At 64.0% G+C, this 15897-nt stretch carries 18 protein-coding genes and 1 pseudogene; 8 read left to right on the top strand and 11 right to left on the bottom strand.

Annotated features, from left to right (window positions below; all coding sequences use genetic code 11):
• Positions 1-33: 33 nt before the first annotated feature.
• Positions 34-1053, top strand: a complete 1020-nt coding sequence (locus NKF25_RS20825) for a bifunctional oligoribonuclease/PAP phosphatase NrnA (RefSeq protein ID WP_253228559.1) — start codon at positions 34-36, stop codon at positions 1051-1053.
• Between the two features lie 117 nt (positions 1054-1170).
• Here NKF25_RS20825 and NKF25_RS20820 read toward each other — a convergent pair whose 3' ends face one another.
• The 4 genes from NKF25_RS20820 to NKF25_RS20805 form a co-directional block, all read right to left on the bottom strand.
• Positions 1171-1578, bottom strand: coding sequence for a hypothetical protein (locus NKF25_RS20820; RefSeq protein WP_253228558.1), 408 nt, complete (start codon positions 1576-1578; stop codon positions 1171-1173).
• Between the two features lie 62 nt (positions 1579-1640).
• Entirely contained in the window at positions 1641-2564 is a 924-nt protein-coding gene (locus NKF25_RS20815; protein ID WP_253228557.1) for an EamA family transporter, read from the bottom strand.
• Between the two features lie 136 nt (positions 2565-2700).
• A complete protein-coding gene (locus NKF25_RS20810; RefSeq protein WP_253228556.1) occupies positions 2701-2946 on the bottom strand; it encodes a hypothetical protein in 246 nt (81 codons plus the stop codon).
• Positions 2947-3154: 208 nt separating this feature from the next.
• Positions 3155-4363: a polysaccharide deacetylase family protein gene (locus tag NKF25_RS20805; RefSeq protein WP_253228555.1), complete on the bottom strand. Its 1209-nt coding sequence runs from the start codon at positions 4361-4363 to the stop codon at positions 3155-3157.
• A 378-nt stretch (positions 4364-4741) separates the two neighbouring features.
• Between NKF25_RS20805 and NKF25_RS20800 the strand changes: the two genes are divergently transcribed.
• The gene (locus NKF25_RS20800) at positions 4742-6421 is read left to right on the top strand and encodes a right-handed parallel beta-helix repeat-containing protein (RefSeq protein WP_253228554.1); all 1680 of its coding nucleotides are present in this window, start codon (positions 4742-4744) and stop codon (positions 6419-6421) included.
• On the opposite strand, the gene NKF25_RS20795 is transcribed toward NKF25_RS20800, so the two are convergent.
• Entirely contained in the window at positions 6413-6805 is a 393-nt protein-coding gene (locus tag NKF25_RS20795) for a hypothetical protein (protein WP_253228553.1), read from the bottom strand. The two genes, NKF25_RS20800 and NKF25_RS20795, sit on opposite strands and share 9 nt — an antisense overlap.
• Before the next feature lie 124 nt (positions 6806-6929).
• On the opposite strand from NKF25_RS20795, the gene NKF25_RS20790 reads away from it, so the two are divergent.
• Positions 6930-7238 carry a cupin domain-containing protein gene (locus tag NKF25_RS20790; RefSeq protein WP_253228552.1) on the top strand — a complete coding sequence of 103 codons (309 nt, stop codon included), beginning with the start codon at positions 6930-6932 and terminating at the stop codon, positions 7236-7238.
• A gap of 20 nt (positions 7239-7258) precedes the next feature.
• Here the strand turns inward: NKF25_RS20790 and NKF25_RS20785 are convergent, their stop codons facing one another.
• On the bottom strand, positions 7259-7537 hold the full coding sequence (locus NKF25_RS20785) for a hypothetical protein (RefSeq protein ID WP_253228551.1): 279 nt from the start codon (positions 7535-7537) through the stop codon (positions 7259-7261).
• Between the two features lie 199 nt (positions 7538-7736).
• Here NKF25_RS20785 and NKF25_RS20780 point away from each other — a divergent pair, with 199 nt between their 5' ends.
• The 3 genes from NKF25_RS20780 to NKF25_RS20770 all read left to right on the top strand — a co-directional run bounded on the left by NKF25_RS20780 (position 7737) and on the right by NKF25_RS20770 (position 9786).
• A complete protein-coding gene (locus NKF25_RS20780) occupies positions 7737-8207 on the top strand; it encodes a cupin domain-containing protein (protein WP_253228550.1) in 471 nt (156 codons plus the stop codon).
• A 74-nt stretch (positions 8208-8281) separates the two neighbouring features.
• Entirely contained in the window at positions 8282-9124 is an 843-nt protein-coding gene (locus NKF25_RS20775) for a DUF3891 family protein (RefSeq protein WP_253228549.1), read from the top strand.
• The gene (locus NKF25_RS20770) at positions 9121-9786 is read left to right on the top strand and encodes a bifunctional precorrin-2 dehydrogenase/sirohydrochlorin ferrochelatase (protein ID WP_253228548.1); all 666 of its coding nucleotides are present in this window, start codon (positions 9121-9123) and stop codon (positions 9784-9786) included. Before NKF25_RS20775 ends, NKF25_RS20770 begins: the two co-directional genes overlap by 4 nt.
• 3 nt (positions 9787-9789) lie before the next feature.
• Here NKF25_RS20770 and NKF25_RS20765 read toward each other — a convergent pair whose 3' ends face one another.
• The 5 genes and pseudogenes from NKF25_RS20765 to NKF25_RS20750 all read right to left on the bottom strand — a co-directional run bounded on the left by NKF25_RS20765 (position 9790) and on the right by NKF25_RS20750 (position 13320).
• Complete coding sequence (locus NKF25_RS20765) at positions 9790-10818, bottom strand: anthranilate phosphoribosyltransferase (protein WP_253228547.1); 1029 nt, start codon at positions 10816-10818, stop codon at positions 9790-9792.
• Complete coding sequence (cobA, locus tag NKF25_RS20760) at positions 10818-11651, bottom strand: uroporphyrinogen-III C-methyltransferase (RefSeq protein ID WP_253228546.1); 834 nt, start codon at positions 11649-11651, stop codon at positions 10818-10820. Before cobA ends, NKF25_RS20765 begins: the two co-directional genes overlap by 1 nt.
• Positions 11648-12325 (bottom strand): DR2241 family protein, encoded by a 678-nt coding sequence (locus NKF25_RS24500; protein WP_342766344.1) that lies wholly within the window; start codon positions 12323-12325, stop codon positions 11648-11650. The genes cobA and NKF25_RS24500 overlap by 4 nt, the downstream gene beginning before the upstream one ends.
• Before the next feature lie 51 nt (positions 12326-12376).
• Positions 12377-13174: pseudogene (locus NKF25_RS24495) on the bottom strand (CbiX/SirB N-terminal domain-containing protein); the annotation flags it as partial.
• Positions 13171-13320, bottom strand: coding sequence for a hypothetical protein (locus tag NKF25_RS20750; RefSeq protein WP_253228602.1), 150 nt, complete (start codon positions 13318-13320; stop codon positions 13171-13173). The gene NKF25_RS20750 and the pseudogene NKF25_RS24495, both read right to left, overlap by 4 nt.
• A gap of 327 nt (positions 13321-13647) precedes the next feature.
• Here NKF25_RS20750 and NKF25_RS20745 point away from each other — a divergent pair, with 327 nt between their 5' ends.
• Both NKF25_RS20745 and NKF25_RS20740 read left to right on the top strand, forming a co-directional pair.
• Positions 13648-13968 (top strand): hypothetical protein, encoded by a 321-nt coding sequence (locus tag NKF25_RS20745; RefSeq protein ID WP_253228544.1) that lies wholly within the window; start codon positions 13648-13650, stop codon positions 13966-13968.
• Positions 13969-14075: 107 nt separating this feature from the next.
• Positions 14076-15854, top strand: coding sequence for a ferredoxin--nitrite reductase (locus tag NKF25_RS20740; RefSeq protein ID WP_253228543.1), 1779 nt, complete (start codon positions 14076-14078; stop codon positions 15852-15854).
• The last annotated feature ends 43 nt before the right edge of the window (positions 15855-15897 follow it).

Below are 15897 nucleotides of genomic sequence, written 5' to 3'. Positions count from 1 at the left end.
TTGACACACACATAGTGATACAGGGGATGGAGAATGGGAGAGATAGCTGTCGGCGAACCAGAAGAACTGGCAACCACCTTAGAGGAGACGGAGTCGCTCGCGATCGTCTGTCATCACCAACCGGACCCGGACTGTCTGGCGAGTGCCTACGCGCTCGAATGGATCGCAACACAAAACGGCGTACACGACACGGACATCTTCTATCAGGGCCACATCACGCACCAGGAGATCCGGTCGTTCATCAGCATCTTCGACATCGAACTGAACGAGATCGACGATACCGCCTTCGAGGAGTACGACCTCGTCGCGTTCGTTGACCACTCGATTTCGGGGACGAAGGTGGAAATGCCGCCGACCGTCTCCGCCGACGTCGTCATCGACAACGTGGAATCGATCGCCGAGACGGAGGCGTCGTTCGTGGACGCGCGCCCCGAGTACGGCTCGACGGCGGCGATACTCGCGGAGTACGTGACCAACTTGAACGGGAAGCCACCTCGCTTGGTCGCCTCGGCGCTGTTGTTCGCCATCCACCGCGAACGACTGGACGACATCCGCTACCCGACCGAACTCGACTACCGAGCGGCGCTCGACCTCTTCCCGCACGCCGACATCGACCTCATCGAGGAGGTGTACGGGTCGTCGCTCACGCCCGAGACGCTGGACGCGGTGGGGCGGGCGATCCATTACCGCACTCTGCGCGGGTCCGTCCTCGTCTCCAGCATCGGGCAAACCCCCGACAGCGGCGCGCTTCCGCAGGCCGCGGACTACCTCCTTCGGCTCGAAGGCATCCGAACCGTGCTCGTCATCGGTATCGTCAACGGCGACCTCTGGCTCAGCGGCCGGTCGTTCGACCCCCGCATCGACATCGGCGCGGTCCTCAACGGGGCCTTCGCCGACTTCGGCACCGCCGGAGGGCATCAGGACCGCGCCGGGGGACAGGTCTCGCTCGGAATCTTCGCCGACAGCGACATGGACTCGCCCGCCATCAACGAGCGACTGTTCGACATCGTGTCCGAACGGTTCTTCAAAGAACTGGCGCTGGAAGAGGATTAGGACATTCGACCGTTGTCTCCGTATCACTCGTCCGTGAGCTGATTCGAGTGGACGATGACGGAGATGAGGACGATACCGGTCTCGATTTCGAGGGATTTTTCGGAAACAGTCACCACCTTACCCCGTTCGCCAGCCGTCGATTTCGCGGGTCTTCACGATGTACGCGAGAAGATAGAGGATAAGCGCGACCCACATCCCGGCAACGAAGCTCTCGACCCCGACAACCGGAACATCGACGGTAAACCTCGTTCCCCAGACGACGACGGCAAAGAGGATGATCGCAGACGCTCGCCCGGTGACGCCGATGTCCCGGAACCACTGTCCGAACCGCTTTCCTACCGTCGTGGTTCCCGCGGGACCGGCGGCGGTCCCGGTCAGGACGAATCCGGCGGCGACCCACCACCACGAAATCGTACCGAGGTCCAAGAGGCTCGTCACCGTTCCGAAACTGGAGAACAGTACTATCGTTATTTCCCCCCACGTCGGCGAGCGGTCGGGGAACCAGTCGGAAACCGTGCGGACCATGTTTGCCGAATATTCTCAACAAAACAACTAATTTCTTTCTCCGCCACTTCGTTCCGTCCCTCTCACGCGTCCGTTCCGATCCAACGACTTCGACGAAGCCCGGCGATGAGCGTCCGCCGTTCCGTCAGGGCGAAGCCGACCGCAATGACGACGAACCCGACGACGGTGTGGACGGTGATGGTCTCACCGACGATCACCCAACTCGCGATGGCGGTGACGACGGGAACCACGTATGAGACGAGCGCGGTTCGAACCGCGCCGATGCGGTCGATGAGTTCGAAGTACGCCGAATACGCCCCGGCGGTGGCGATCAGCCCCAGATAGAGGACCGAGAGCAGGAGCGTCGAACTCCACCCCGTCGAGACGTGCTCACCGAGACCCACGCTCACGAGGTGGAGGAAGAGACCGCCGAACAGGAGGCCCCAACTGGTGGTCACGAGCGTCGGAAGCGTCGTCTCGAATCGCCGCGTGAGGACGGTTCCGGAACCGAGACTGGCCGCACCGCAGAGGACGATCCACGGACCGAGTCCCGCCGCCGAGAGGAGCATGTCTGGGCTCGGTTCCGCGACGACTGCGACGCCGACGATACCGAGGACGATGCCGAACACCGAGACGACGGATAGCCGCTCGCTCGGCAACAGCAGCCACGCGAACAGCGACGCCAGTATCGGGTTGAGCGCGAATATCACGGCGGCGACGGGGCCGGGGGTCGACTGCTGGCCGAGGAAGAGGAAGGCGTTCGCTCCGGCGGCGACGAACAACCCGGCAGCACCGATGGTCAGCCAATCACCCGTCAGTTTCGGCCGCCAGTCGTCGTATCGGTAGATGACGGCCGGAAGGAGGATGACCGACGCGATGTCGAGACGGCTCGCGGCGAAGAACACCGGCGGGAGGTTGTGCAGACCGACGGAGATGGCGACGTAGGAACCGCCCCACGCCAACGCGACGTAGGCGAACAGCGCGGCGACGAAACGGGAGTTTCTCACGTCCGTTCCGACACGGGGGACGGATAAAGCGATGTTGACGGGAGCGAGGTTGGCCGGTAGGGTAACCTCGGAGACGAGAGTTCGTTGAAAAAATACGACGGCCCGTGGAGTGCCGTCGTGATGTGTATCGCAGCGATCAGTCGTCGGGGTGTTTCAGTTGGGCGCTACGCTCTTCGAGTTCGTCCTCCCGCACGGGTTGGACGTTCGTCATCGCGTCACGGTTTCGGTTCTTCCGGGACGCGATTCGTTCCGCCCGTCGCCGTTGAAGCCCGTGCAGGACTACCTCCATCCCTTCGGCTTTCGTGATGACGACCACCGCGTAGCGTTCGTCGTTCGGACGCGTGCTCGCCGCGCCGTGAGTGGGATGGCGTTGTGTGGACATGGTTACCTTCTGAGTTACCCGCTGTGTTCTATCGCACGATACGGAGAAGGTTACTCCCGTCCCCTGTAAAAGAATTGAGGCCCTACTGTTCTCGTTCGTGAAGTTCTCAGGGGCTGAAACGGATATTCGTGGTCGATCCGCCCGACTCGAAATCGGGTCGAAAGCAGGGAGTTGTCAGTATCGACTCCAGAACGTCGAGGGACGATACTCACTCGTTCCGGCGGGCGTAGGTGAGGACACCGGCACCGAGCGCTCCGAGTACGGACACCGCACCGAGTTGTTCCATCGACGGCGACGGCGATGACTCGCCGTCGCCATCCGTTCCGCCCGCATCGGACGTCGTGTCCGGCGTCGCCGTCCGACCACCAGTTGCCGACGAGCGTGACGCGGTATCCGTCGTCGTTTGCGTCGCTGTGGACCGGGTCGTCGCGGTTGTCGTGGCCCGGTTTCCCGTCACGACCCCGAAATCGGTCAGGGCGTCGCGGAGGGTGGTGATTTCGAGGTTCCGGTCCTTGGACATGCGAATCGTCTCCCGAACGCGAGCAGGCGTGAGCGTCTCCTCCCGACTGTGTCCGACGAATATCCCGAGTGCACTCTCCTTTCGTACCCTGTCGAGGAAGTCGCCGATTTCCGACGCCGACAGGTCGTCGCCGCGGAACACCGTTCGGCCGAGATGATACGGATCGAGCGATTTCCGCGGATTGAACCCGCCGTGATGCTGGTTGGCGAGCACGTCGTAGTACTCCGGAATCAGTTCCTGCACCCGTCCCTGCGTCCGTCCGAACGGGAGCACGATGGCCGAGATATCCACACCGAATCCCTCCAGCGTCCGCTTCGAATCCGCGAGCGAACGGCGGATCCGCTCGTCAGTGTAGCGTTCGGTGACGCCGTCGACCGCCATGAATCCGGTCCGAAGCGGTTTCTCGCTCACGAGGTACTCCCCCGAGGAATCCTCGCCACCGTCGGCGACGGTGAACGTCGCCGACCGATTATCGTTTTCCACCACGATTTCGTCGCCCGGAACCCGACTGTGGAAGTTCGACTCGACGTACACCTTCGTATCCCCCGGTTCGATGTCCTGCGTGACAGCGATCGCTCCCAGTGCTCGATGCCGAACCGAGTGGGACATGATCTCCCAGCCGTCGCCCTCCATCTCCCGTAACTGCTTCGGCGAGAGCCACGACGAATGCCCGATACGATCGGACACCGCCGCGATACAGCCCGGAACGCCTTCGTCCTGATGCACGGGGAACGTTTCCGTGTAATCCTCCTCCGGCGAATCGTCGTAGATGAACACGACCCGCCCGCCCGGCCCATCCGTCGAGCGGGCGGTAACGGGTGAGCTCAGGAGGGAGAGACTAACCGCGCCGACGGACGCACAGAACCCGCGTCGAGTAGATGTCGGTGTGCCGGTCACAGCACTCCCCTCGTGCAAAAATCGCGCTCGAACTCGTTCTCGGATTCGTTCGCTCGTCCGTTTCTCGGAGGCGTGCATGTCACCGCGTTGTAGCTCGTCGTTGAACGTTCGGCAGGAACCATCTCACGAGGCGAAACGGCGGAATACGAGTTTGTTATTCGCCACCTTCGGGGGGGTGTTGCAGTGCCTGAAAGGGGTATTCTACGGCCTGCAACGGAATGGTTCGAACCCTGAACCGGGGTATCTCAAACCCTGAATCGGCACAACCGATGTCTACTTCCCGACGAAACCGTCCGCACACCGCCGCCCGGCCATCGTCGAAACGTGATACTTCGGCCACAAATCAGTGGGTGGTTCGCGTCGTGCATCTCACGGAGAATGCCCGAAATTCCACGGCGACGGGTACTGGGGGGAACTGCTGGGTTGGCGTTCGCACTTGCGGGATGGGGGGCGAGCGGCGGCCGTGAGAACGAACTCGGGGTCGTCGACTCCATCGTCACCTCGACGGCGGAGTTGGAAGCCACGTTCAGGAACCTCTCGCCCGGCGAGACGGTCCTCATCACGGGAAAGAACGCACCGTATCGAACGACGGGGTGGCTCGACATCGACGTGAGCGACGTCACCGTCGTCGGTCCCGGCATCCGGACGCTCATCAAACCGGCGGCGGACGCCAACGCTGGCGGGTTCCGTATCGGTCATCATCGTCACTGCGAGGACGTCACGATTCGCGGCATCGGCTTCGACGGCAACCCCGAGGAGCAGAGCATCTTCACGAAGCTCTGTCACGGCATCATCGTCCGTGACGCCGAGAACGTCACTATCTCGGGAAACTACGTGACGCGAACGCATCCCTACCACGAACACAGCACAGGCGGGAGCGGCATCAGCGCCGAACGGGAGAGCCGGAACGTCCGCATCCTCGGCAATCGCATCGAAGACATCGGTGACAGGGGAATCCAGGTCGGCGGCACGCGCGTCGTCGTCTCCGGAAATACCGTCACGAACGGACTCGACCGCTCTATCTCCTGTGACATCTGGCGACGGGGACGCCATCGACAAGGGAAACACATCGCCGTCGTCGGCAACGTGCTGGGGAACAACCGGGAGGGCAGTCTGATCGGTCTCGGCGGCGATAAAACGCAGGGTAACGGCGGCTACGTCCTCATCGCGAACAACCTCGGCTTCGGACACCACAAGTCGTTCTTTCACCTTGGCTTCGACGGGACGACCCACGCCGTTCGAATCGCCGACAACGTCAGCGCACAGGAGAAACGGGACGACTACTCGGGTATCTCGCTCGATATCGCCCACGCGAACCACATCACCGCCGTCGACAACGACCTCTACGGCTACGGTGGTCGCGGAATCAACGTGACCGACGGCATCACCGATTTCGTCGTCGCGCGAAATCGGATTCGAAACGTCGCGAGCGACGGCATCAGGATCGACGGCGCGGAGGACGGCATCGTTTCTAGAAACACGATTTCGGGGACCGGGCGGACGGGAATCATGCTCGCCGACGCCCGGTTCGTCACGGTCGAAGGGAACCGCCTCAATGATCTCGACCGCATCGGACTCGTCGCCGCCGGTGGCGAGACGAACCACGAACTCCTTAACAACCGAATCCGAAACTACGCGGCCGGAAAGGGCCACGAAGCCGGGATGTTGGTCCGGAGTGAGGGGAATCTCGTCCGGCGAAACCGCATCTACCGGAGCGGCGGACCGGCAATCGTGGAAGGCGACGGGGCGGACAACTGCTACGAAGCCAACTGGTCCGACGTTCGGGGACCGTGGCACGTCTCAAGTCCGACGTCGCGCGTCCGGAACAACACGCCAGCGTTCGACGTTCATCGCGGCGTTGCCGTCGACGAATCGGGACACGCAACGGTGAAATTCGATAAGCCCTACGCACAGCGTCCGAAACTCACGTTCGGGCGCGTCGGTGGCGGTATTCGTGGCGTGGAGTATCGGACGGCGAAAAGCGGCGACTTCGACGGCGTGCGACTCAGCACGAACTCGCCGAACTCGAAACTCGACCTGTTCGTGGAGTCAGTCTGACCGACCCGCGGCGGCTGGTTCCCCCGCGGAAAGCCGAAGGAAGACGACGCTTCCCTCGGTTTCCTCCTCCAGTTCGTCCCACCTGTCGCGGTCGGTCGGATGCTGGTAAAACAACTCCGGCGGCACGTGTGCGCCCTTTCCCTGCGGTTTCTCGGGCATCAACACGTAGTGGCCGTCCCGTGGCCCTCGGAGGTGAACGCGGTAGTAGATCTCACCGTCCCGCGCCGTGCGCTCCTCGGCGACCCGTTCGACCGTGAACTCGCGCGGGTCCCGGAGCGGGCCGGTGTCGGTTCCGACCGTGACCGCATCCCCGCGTCGCAGTCGATAGAGCACCGATAGCAATCCGCCGCCCGCCGCCTCCCGTGCGAACTTTCGTTGTGGCATACAGAAAGGGACGTGCCGGACGGGGATAAACGAATCCGCGCCGACGGCGTCAAACGGGTGATTCCGTCCGATCCCACCCGATCCCCGCCCGAACGTTTCTGCCGACGCGGGACGAACGGGGCGTATGAAACGAACGACGACGGCGGACGCGGCGAATTGGTTCGACGTGTTGCTGGAAACCGAACGGGCACAGGCCGCCTCGATGGTGTTGTCGCCCGGACAATCGACGGGCGGACCCGAGAATCGCCACGAGGGGAGCGAACAGTGGCTGTTCGTGATTTCGGGACGGGGGAAGGCAGTCGTGGCGGGCGAGACGGTCGGCCTGTCGGCGGGCGACCTCGTCTGTATCGAGCCAAGGGAGACACACGAGATCACGAACACCGGGGAGGAACCGCTGGAAACCGTCAACCTGTACGTGCCGCCGGAGTATTGAAAACAGGATCCGACTGCGGACTACAACCGTTCGATTTTGATGAAATGACGCGTGAGGTCGGGAGCGTCCCCGGTCTCGAACAGGGAGTTGAACGAGGCGTTCGGGTCGGCGCGGAGGCGGGCGAAGCAGTCCCGACAGACGGTCGCGGAGTCCGCGGCGTCGGAGGACGACGTTCGGACGGGGGAAGAACGCCCTTCGATTTCGGTGCGGACGACGCGGAGAACGGCGTCGTCTCGGCAGCGCGAACAGGCTGAAGCGTCCGATGCGGACTCGTTGGGTGCTGACGTCTCGGGTGTCATCGCTCGTCGGGACCACGACGGTGTCGCGCAAGAGTATGCGGTTCGTACGGATTCGAGGACGGGACGGTAGCTACGTCCTACTGTCGGAAAACTGCCCCACGAAAGGGTGATGCTCCGGATCGGCCTAGCGTCACTTGGGGAAACGGAGGTGAATTTTTCGTCCTACGTGCCCCCACTGCGAGAACCATCAGGAGGAATCATGGCAGTCCAATCGCGAGACGAGAAACTACAATCCGTACCCCTCTATCAGTTCGAGGGAACGGATGTGTGGCAGGAGGGGGACGACCACGCCCGACTGCGGGGCTATTTCCCGCTGTCGCCGGGGACCCCGCAAGCGAGCGAGGTGGCGGGCGAGGACATCATGCTCGTCTGCATCGAACTCGAACCGGACAACTACCTGCCGACACACCGCGACAGCAACGAGGAGTTGTTGCACGTCACGGCCGGAACCGTCGAGGCGACGGTCGGCGACGAAACGATAGAACTCTCGACCGGGGAAATCGCGCTCGTTCCGGCCGAGGAACCGCACAGCATCCGGAACGTCGGACGGAAGGCGGCTCGTATCCTCGGAATCTTCCCGAACGACGAACTGACCGCGACGTTCGAGAAACCGATGGAACCGTTCGGCACGAACGTCATCACCATCGGCCCAGACGCCGAGATGGAGTGAGTCCGGCGGTGACTCGCCGTCTTCGGACGGCGGGTCGGCACACGCTTTTATTCCGCCCGACCCAATTTCGACCGATGCTCATCGCCCACGGTGACGACCAATATCGGTTCATCACGCAACCCGACCACGCGGCGTTGGCGGGGCAGTTCGCGGAGCACTGGGGAAACGAGACGTTCGAGCGCCCGGAGCCGTTCGCCGCGATGACCCTCGTGGCGACCACCCACGACGACGGTTGGTGGGAGTACGATCGAAAACCACACCTCGAAGACGGCGACCTCGTTAACTTCGTGAGCGTACCCGCCGACGAGTGGGTCGAATTCTACGACGGCGGCATCAGCAGCGTTGCCGAGTTGAACACCTACGCCGGACTGCTGGCGTCCATGCACGGTTCGGGACTCCGCCGCCGACGCTACGGCCTCTCCACGTCGTGGCCCGACACGCAACCCGCGTTCGAGGAGTTCGTGGCGAAGGAGGAGGAACGACAGACGAGACTGGCGGGCGAGTTGATGGAAGCCGACGAGGACGAGGAGGAACTCTCGGACGAGGACATGGAACTGCTCACCGCGCTTCACAAGCAGGGAGAACCGCCCGAGAGACCCACGAGTCGCCTCTGGTGTAACTACGAACTCCTACAAGTGTGGGACGTCCTGTCGCTGATCCTCGGGACGACCGAATCGCCGGACGAGACGACCATCGAGGACGTGCCGACGGCACCCGGCGAGGAGGTTTCCATCACGGTGAGACCGGTCGGCGACGGTGAATTCGAACTGGATCCGTACCCGTTCGACGAGTCGCCCCTGACCGTCTCCGTGGCCGCTCGAGTCGTCCCGAAGGGCGACTACGGGACGGAGGACGACTTCTGTCGGGCGTACTACGCCGGGGAGTACGAGACGGTCGAGTTCACGCTTCACGCATGATTCCGCTGCTTCACGACTTCCGCGGGGAGCGCGTACTCGTCTTCGGCGGGGGACGGGTCGGCTACCGGAAGGCCCGTCGCTTCGCGCGCGAAGCGACGGTCGTCGTGGTCGGAGCGGAGTTCACTGACGAGTTCGAAGAACTGGGCGAACACCGACAATCGGACGAGCGAGGCGCACGCACCTCACTCGTCCGGGCGCACGTCTCGCCGGGGGACGTGGATTCGTGGCTCGACAGGACGGAACCCGCACTCGTCGTCGCCGCGACCAGCGACGACGAGTGCAACGCGGCCATCGAGCGAGCGGCGAGCGAGCGCGGAATTCTGGTCAACCGCGCGGACCGGAGCGGCGAACGGGAGTCGGGAAGCGTCGTCGTTCCCGCGACGGCCCGCGACGGCGACGTGGTCGTCGCCGTCGGAACCGGCGGGCGCAGTCCGGCACTGAGCAAGGAACTCAGGAAACGGATCGAACCGGAACTGGAGGGGGCCGAAACCGTCGCGGCGGTCACGAGCGACCTGCGGGAAGCACTGAAACGAAGGGACGTTCCCCCGCACGAACGGCGCGACGCCGTTCGTGCGGTTGTCGACTCGGATGCCGTATGGAACGCCGAGGACGAGAAAAGCGCGAGAGAGGAAGCGGATGCGATCGTGGAACGAGTTTTGTAATGGTTACGGTTCGAACTGTCGGAGCGCGACGAACCGGTCCTCAGCCGATCCGTCGGCAAGCGCGTCCCGCGCTCGCTCGACGCCATCGTCGATGGTGTTCACGTCGTCGCGGGCGTACAACCGAAGTCCGGCGTTGAACGCGACGGCGTCCGCGAGGTCACCGTCGCGCTCGCCGGTGAGAACCGCCTCGGTGATTTCGGCGGAGTCGGTCGCCACGTCCTCGACGGCGAGCGCGTCGCCGTCGAAGTCCATCCCGTGGCGGTCGGTCTCGATCTCCGCGCCGTCCCACTCGACGTACGTCGTGTGGCCCGGTCGAACGTCGTCGTAGCCCTCCAATCCCTGGAACATCAGCACGCGCTCGACGTCCTGCGTTCGGCTCTCGGAGAGCGTGTTGATCATCCGCTCGCCGAACGTCGTGTGGAAGAAGCTTCCGAGATGGACCGACGCGTCAGCGGGGTTGGCGAGCGTTTCGACGGTGTTGACGAACGTCCGCACGCCGAGCGCCCGCCGGTCGTCTTCGAGGGCGGCGACGGCAGGATTGAATTGTGCTTGGTCGTAGAAACCGAAGCCGACCTCGTCCGTCATCGCGGCGCTTTCTTCGGGTGAGAGGTCGGTTTCCACGCCGAGTTCGGAGAGGACGTGCCGGTAGGCAGAGCCCTCGCTCATGGGGACGCGGTCGCCGCTGTGGGCGACGACGGGGGTTCCGGCGGCCGCCGCGACGAGTCCCGACGCGACGCCGAGGAGCGCCGTCCGGGATTTGCCGTCGTAGTTCGCGCCGCAGTCCACGGGGTCACAGTCCGGTGCCGCGATTTCGACCGACTCCTCGCGCATCGCGTCCACGAAACCGGCCAGTTCCTCGGGCGTGTTGCGCTTCCAGCGGTTCGCCACCCAGAAACCGCCGAGCGCGACGGGGGACACGTCGCACGCGAGGATTTCCCCGAAGGCGAACTTGGCCTCCTCGTAACTCATGTCGTCGGCGGACTTCGGCCCGGAGCCGACGTGTCCGACGAAGTCCCGAAACTCACGAGTCATCACTCGACACCTCGCTCCGAGACGGCGGCGTCCGCGAACGACGGCACGCCGACCGACGGCGCACCTTCGAGGAACTCGGCCACACGGTCGCGCACGGAGACGACGTCGCCGACGACGGTGACCGCGGGCGGTTCGATGCCCACCTCGTCGCGCCGCTCCACGATGGTGTCGAGCGTCCCTGTAACGGTGAATTCGTCGTCACGCGTCGCCTTCTCGATCATCGCAGTGGGCGTATCCTCGGGAAGTCCCGCGTTCCGCAGTGCGGTCACGTTGTCCGGCAGGCGACGGACGCCCATCAGGATCACCAGCGTCCCGCCCGCTCGGACCGTCGCCGCGAGTCCGTCCCAGTCGAGCGCGCTCTCGGCTTTCGTCGGGTCCTCGTGGCCGGTGACGAACGTCACGGAGGAGGCATGGTCGCGGTGGGTCACCGGGATTCCGGCGACCGCCGGCGCGGCGACGGCGCTCGAAATCCCCGGGATAATATCGAAGTCGATTCCGGCGGCCGCGAGGTGTTCTGCTTCCTCGCCGCCGCGGCCGAACACCGTCGGGTCGCCGCCCTTGAGCCGAACGACGTCCTTCCCTTCGCGTGCCAGTCGAACGAGCAGGCAGTTTATCTCCTCCTGTGTGGTTCGCTCGCCGTCCGGACCGGGTCGCTTGCCGACGTACATCCGCTCCGTGGTCTCGGGACACGACTCCACGATTCGGTCGTCCGCGAGGTTGTCGTGACAGACGACGTCCGCGTCGTCGAGTAGTCTCCGCGCCTTTACCGTCAGCAGTTCCGGATCGCCCGGTCCTGCACCAACCAAATAAACCGTTCCAGTGTGCATGCTCATGTTCGTCCTCCGCGTCGTGCGCTCCGGTACCGCGCTCGGTAGCCGTCTTCGGCGTCGTCTTCCCCGCACTCCTCCATCTTCTGAAACTCCCGTACCTTCGCGATGAACAACGAACACGGCTCCCGGCAGGGGAACTCGCCGTCCCCGCGCGGAACCGCGATTTCGTCGTCGTCCGCCGCGTCCCATTCGCGCCGCGCACTGCACTGTGAATCCACACAGCAGGCTTCGACGGCGTGGTCGAGCGCTTCGCGTCCGATGTCCCCCACGTCGGCGTACACGCCGGTTTGGCGCTCGGCCGTCTCCCGAAAGTGGCTCACGTCGAGTTCGCCGTTCCGCTCGCGGTACCAGTTCGAAATCGTCGCCGGGTAGACGAACTCGACGGCCCGCAGGAGGTCGGCGGCGTCGAGGTCCGAAAGCACCCAGCCGGTGGGAAGCGTCGACGCCGTTGCCAGCGGGCGGTACTCCCCGTCGTCCGTGAACCGCACCCGGTCGCGCGTTTCTGCGGGGTCGGCGTGGGAGTCGAGTTCGTCCAATTCCTCGTCGCGGTCCTCGACGTGCCGAATCTCGTATCGACGGCTACCGTCAGCGGTCCGCGTGGTCGTGATGGCGAGTTGCCCCCACGTTCGGGTCGCGTCGTGGTGTTCGTCGCTCCCGCCGTCCGCCAGCCAGCCCAAAAACGCATCGCGGGCCGTCTCGGCCTCGCTACGCTCGGCGTCGGCGGCCTGCTCTGTGGTTTCGACCGGCTCATCCCCGTCATCGAGCGTCGCTCGCGCTCGCTCGATGACGACGTCCGCGACGAGCGGTTCGGTTCCGACGGCACCCGAGTACCAGACCCGTTTGCCATCGACGTCGGCAGGGACGGGATACCCCGATTCGGCGTCGTCGGTCAGACCGATGTCCTCCGGGATGTCCTCTTGGGTGTGGTAGCCGTCGGCGACGAACAGCGGGACGACGACGAGTTCGTCGCTCTCGAAGTGATCGGTCAGGTCGTCGATGTACGGCGCTTGGTCCATGAACAGCGCCCGCACCTCGTCGAAGCGCTCGCGTGCTTCGAGACCCGCGACGTGGTCGCGGGTCGCCTTCGCGCTCCTCGGGTTTCGTTCGGTGCCGTGGCCGACGACGGCCAGTCCGACGCCGTCCCCGACGCTCGGGTCGTCGGTGACGTGTTCGGCACGTTCGACGATGACGTCGGCCATCGATTCGTGGGTCCCGACCGGGTCGGCGTAGCGAACTCGCTTGTCCACGTCGAGGTCCCATTCGTCGGTGAGCCGAAGTTCACGGGGGAGCACCTGCTCCGTGAAATACCCCTCGCTGGTGAAGAGGGGAACGACGACTACGTCGGTCGATTCGACCGTTCTGAGGACTTCGCGCAGTGACGGTGCTTCCTTCCAGAAGGCTTCCCGAACCTCCGCGAAGCGGTCACGGGCGCGTATCTCGTCGGCGTGGTCGTAGACGGGTCTCGCCGACCCGGCGTTCCGGTGTGAACCGTGACCAACCAGTACGAGCGCCGTGTCCTCGATCATTCTTCGGGTTCTTCGTCCTCCTCGTCCCGTCGGTCGGAGAGGTGCTCCCAGATTTCCGTACATCCTGCACCATCAGGGACGTCTTGTAGGTGGTCGTCGTCTTGAGATTCGTTTCTGTGGCATTCGCTCACGTGTTCCTTAGTCACTGATTGTCACACCCCATTGTGAAACTACCGCTGTCGGTTCGACAACGGACTCGTCCACGAGTCGGCGTGTCGCTACATCACTGATATTCATCAGGACACCCTATGACGGGAATCCCCTAAATCGCGTCTCTACCCGTAATTCCGGCCACTGCTCCCACATACCGGTAAGAACCACTGCTATCTCCGACTCCCGTATTCCGGCAATTCGTGCAGGAAATAGGTTGGCCGTGTAGGTATCGAGTGTTCCGCCCGTTTCGACGCGTCAGGCGATTCGGCGGGGATTGCGTCCGCCGATGTATTGAGGGTTCGGAGACGCGGAGATAGGGCATGGTAACTGCGGTTCGGACGCTGGACGAGGGTGCGTGGGTCAACGTGAACAATACCCGAATCGTCGGCGTAAGCGATATCTGGCCGCTCGTGGACCACGACGTCTGTGATTGTGATACCGCGTTGTTCCTCGTCGAGGTGTTCACCGACATCGGAGTGGACGGTCCGTGGGTGGAAGCCCGTGCGGCAGGACAGTGCATCGGCTGTGGGGAACGGGGCGCGACGGGGTGGCTTCGAATCGGACGCGCCGACGGAGACGAATTCCGCCCCATCGACTACGAAGGGGGCCAACGGCCGTCGAACACCCGGTTCTCGGAATAAGGAGTGGGGCGCTGCCATGTCTCCGCGATACTTGCCGCTTTTTCCGACCCCCGGCGGGCATTGACGCGGGGATGGGGTGTTTAGGCGTGTGTGCTGTAGCGATTCCCATGCCGACCGACGTAGAGAAATGGAAGGACGATATCTATGGGGAAGAGATCAAGGACCACATGCGTCGATTCGCCGAGGAGGGCTGGGAAGCCATCCCGGAGGACGAACACGACGAGTGGTTCGAGCGGTTCAAATGGTGGGGGCTGTACCACCAGCGCGACGGCCAGGAAAGTTACTTTATGATGCGCATCGGGCCGCCGAGCGGCTACCTCGAACCCGGTCAGCTCCGGGTCATCGGGGAGATCGCCCGCGACTTCGCCACCGGCCCGGCCGCGAACCCGGAGTTCGGCAACGGCTACGCCGACGTGACGACGCGACAGGCCGTCCAACTTCACTGGATAAACATCGAAGACGTGCCGAAGATCTGGGACCGCTTGGAAGACGCCGGTCTCTCCACCAAGCAGGCCTGCGGTGACTCGTGGCGGAACATCGTCGGCTGTCCGGTCTCCGGAAAGGACAAACGAGAGTTCGTGGACGCGGTTCCCGTCGTCAAGGACCTCAACGAGAACTTCAAGGGCAACCCCGAATACGAGAACCTCCCCCGGAAGTGGAAGGTGTCGGTGACTGGCTGCCGCGAAGGCTGTGGCCAGGGCGACATCAACGACATCGGAATCGAACCCGCCGAGAAGGAAATCGACGGCGAGACCGTCCGCGGGTTCAACGTCCGCGTCGGCGGGGGTCTGGCGGGCCGCGAAGCGCGCTTCGCCCGCGACATCGACGTGTTCGCCGAACCCGACGAGGTCGTCCCCGTCCTCGGTGGGCTTTCGGGACTGTTCCGCGACTACGGTAACCGCGACAACCGCCGCCGCGCCCGCATCAAGTTCCTCGTGGACGAGTGGGGGCCGGAGAAGGTCCGTAAGACGCTTCAGGAGGAGTACGTGGATTTCTACCTCAAGACGGCGGGCGACGACCTACGCGAGGAGTACTCGTACAACGCGGGCGTCCCGGACGACCACGGGCACGCCGACCACGTCGGCGTGCACGAGCAACCCGACGGGAACTACTACGTCGGCTTGAACGTCCTCGTCGGCCGCGTCGGTGCCGAGGAAATGATCGAACTGGCCGACATCGCCGAGAAGTACGGCTCCGGCGAGGCGCGACTCTCCCAGCGCCAGAACATCATCCTGACGGACATTCCCGAGGAGAACCTCGACGCCCTGCTCGACGAACCCGTCCTCGAACGCTACAGCCCCGACCCGCACCCGTTCCAGCGCGGTTCCATCGCCTGTACGGGAACGGAGTTCTGTTCGCTCTCCATCGTGGAGACGAAGAACCGCCAAGTGCGTCTCTCGCGCTGGCTCAAGGAGAACGTGGAACTTCCGGACGACGTTGAGAACTTCCACATTCACCTCTCCGGCTGTACCGCGTCCTGTGCTCAGCCGCAGATCGCCGACATCAGCCTGCGCGGCATGAAGACGCGCAAGGACGGCGAAACCGTCGAAGCCCTCGACATCGGCGTCGGCGGCGGACTCGGCAAGGAACCGAGCTTCGCGACGTGGATCCAGGAGCGCATCGCCGTGGACGAGGTGCCCGGCGCAATTCGCAACCTCATCGACGGCTTCGCGGCCCGACGCGAGGACGGCCAGACGTTCCGCGAGTTCGTGCACTCGCTCCACGCCGAGGAACTCGAAACCCTCGCCAGCCCCGAGGAGACCAGCTACGAGGACCCGTACATGCACAACACGAAGAAGACGTGGTACCCGTACGCCGAGGACGACGACATGGACGCCAGTCCGGCCCCCAACAGCCCGGCCGACCCGATTTCCGGCGATGACTGAGCGTAGCAAAGGAGTCCCGGAAGCCAGCGAGTCGCAGCGCCGA

It is taken from the genome of Haladaptatus sp. AB643, from assembly GCF_024136975.1.
Classification (GTDB): Archaea; Halobacteriota; Halobacteria; order Halobacteriales; family Haladaptataceae; genus Haladaptatus.
The sequence above is the reverse complement of the archived record's forward strand: the minus strand, read 5'-3'. Positions and strand labels throughout refer to the sequence as shown.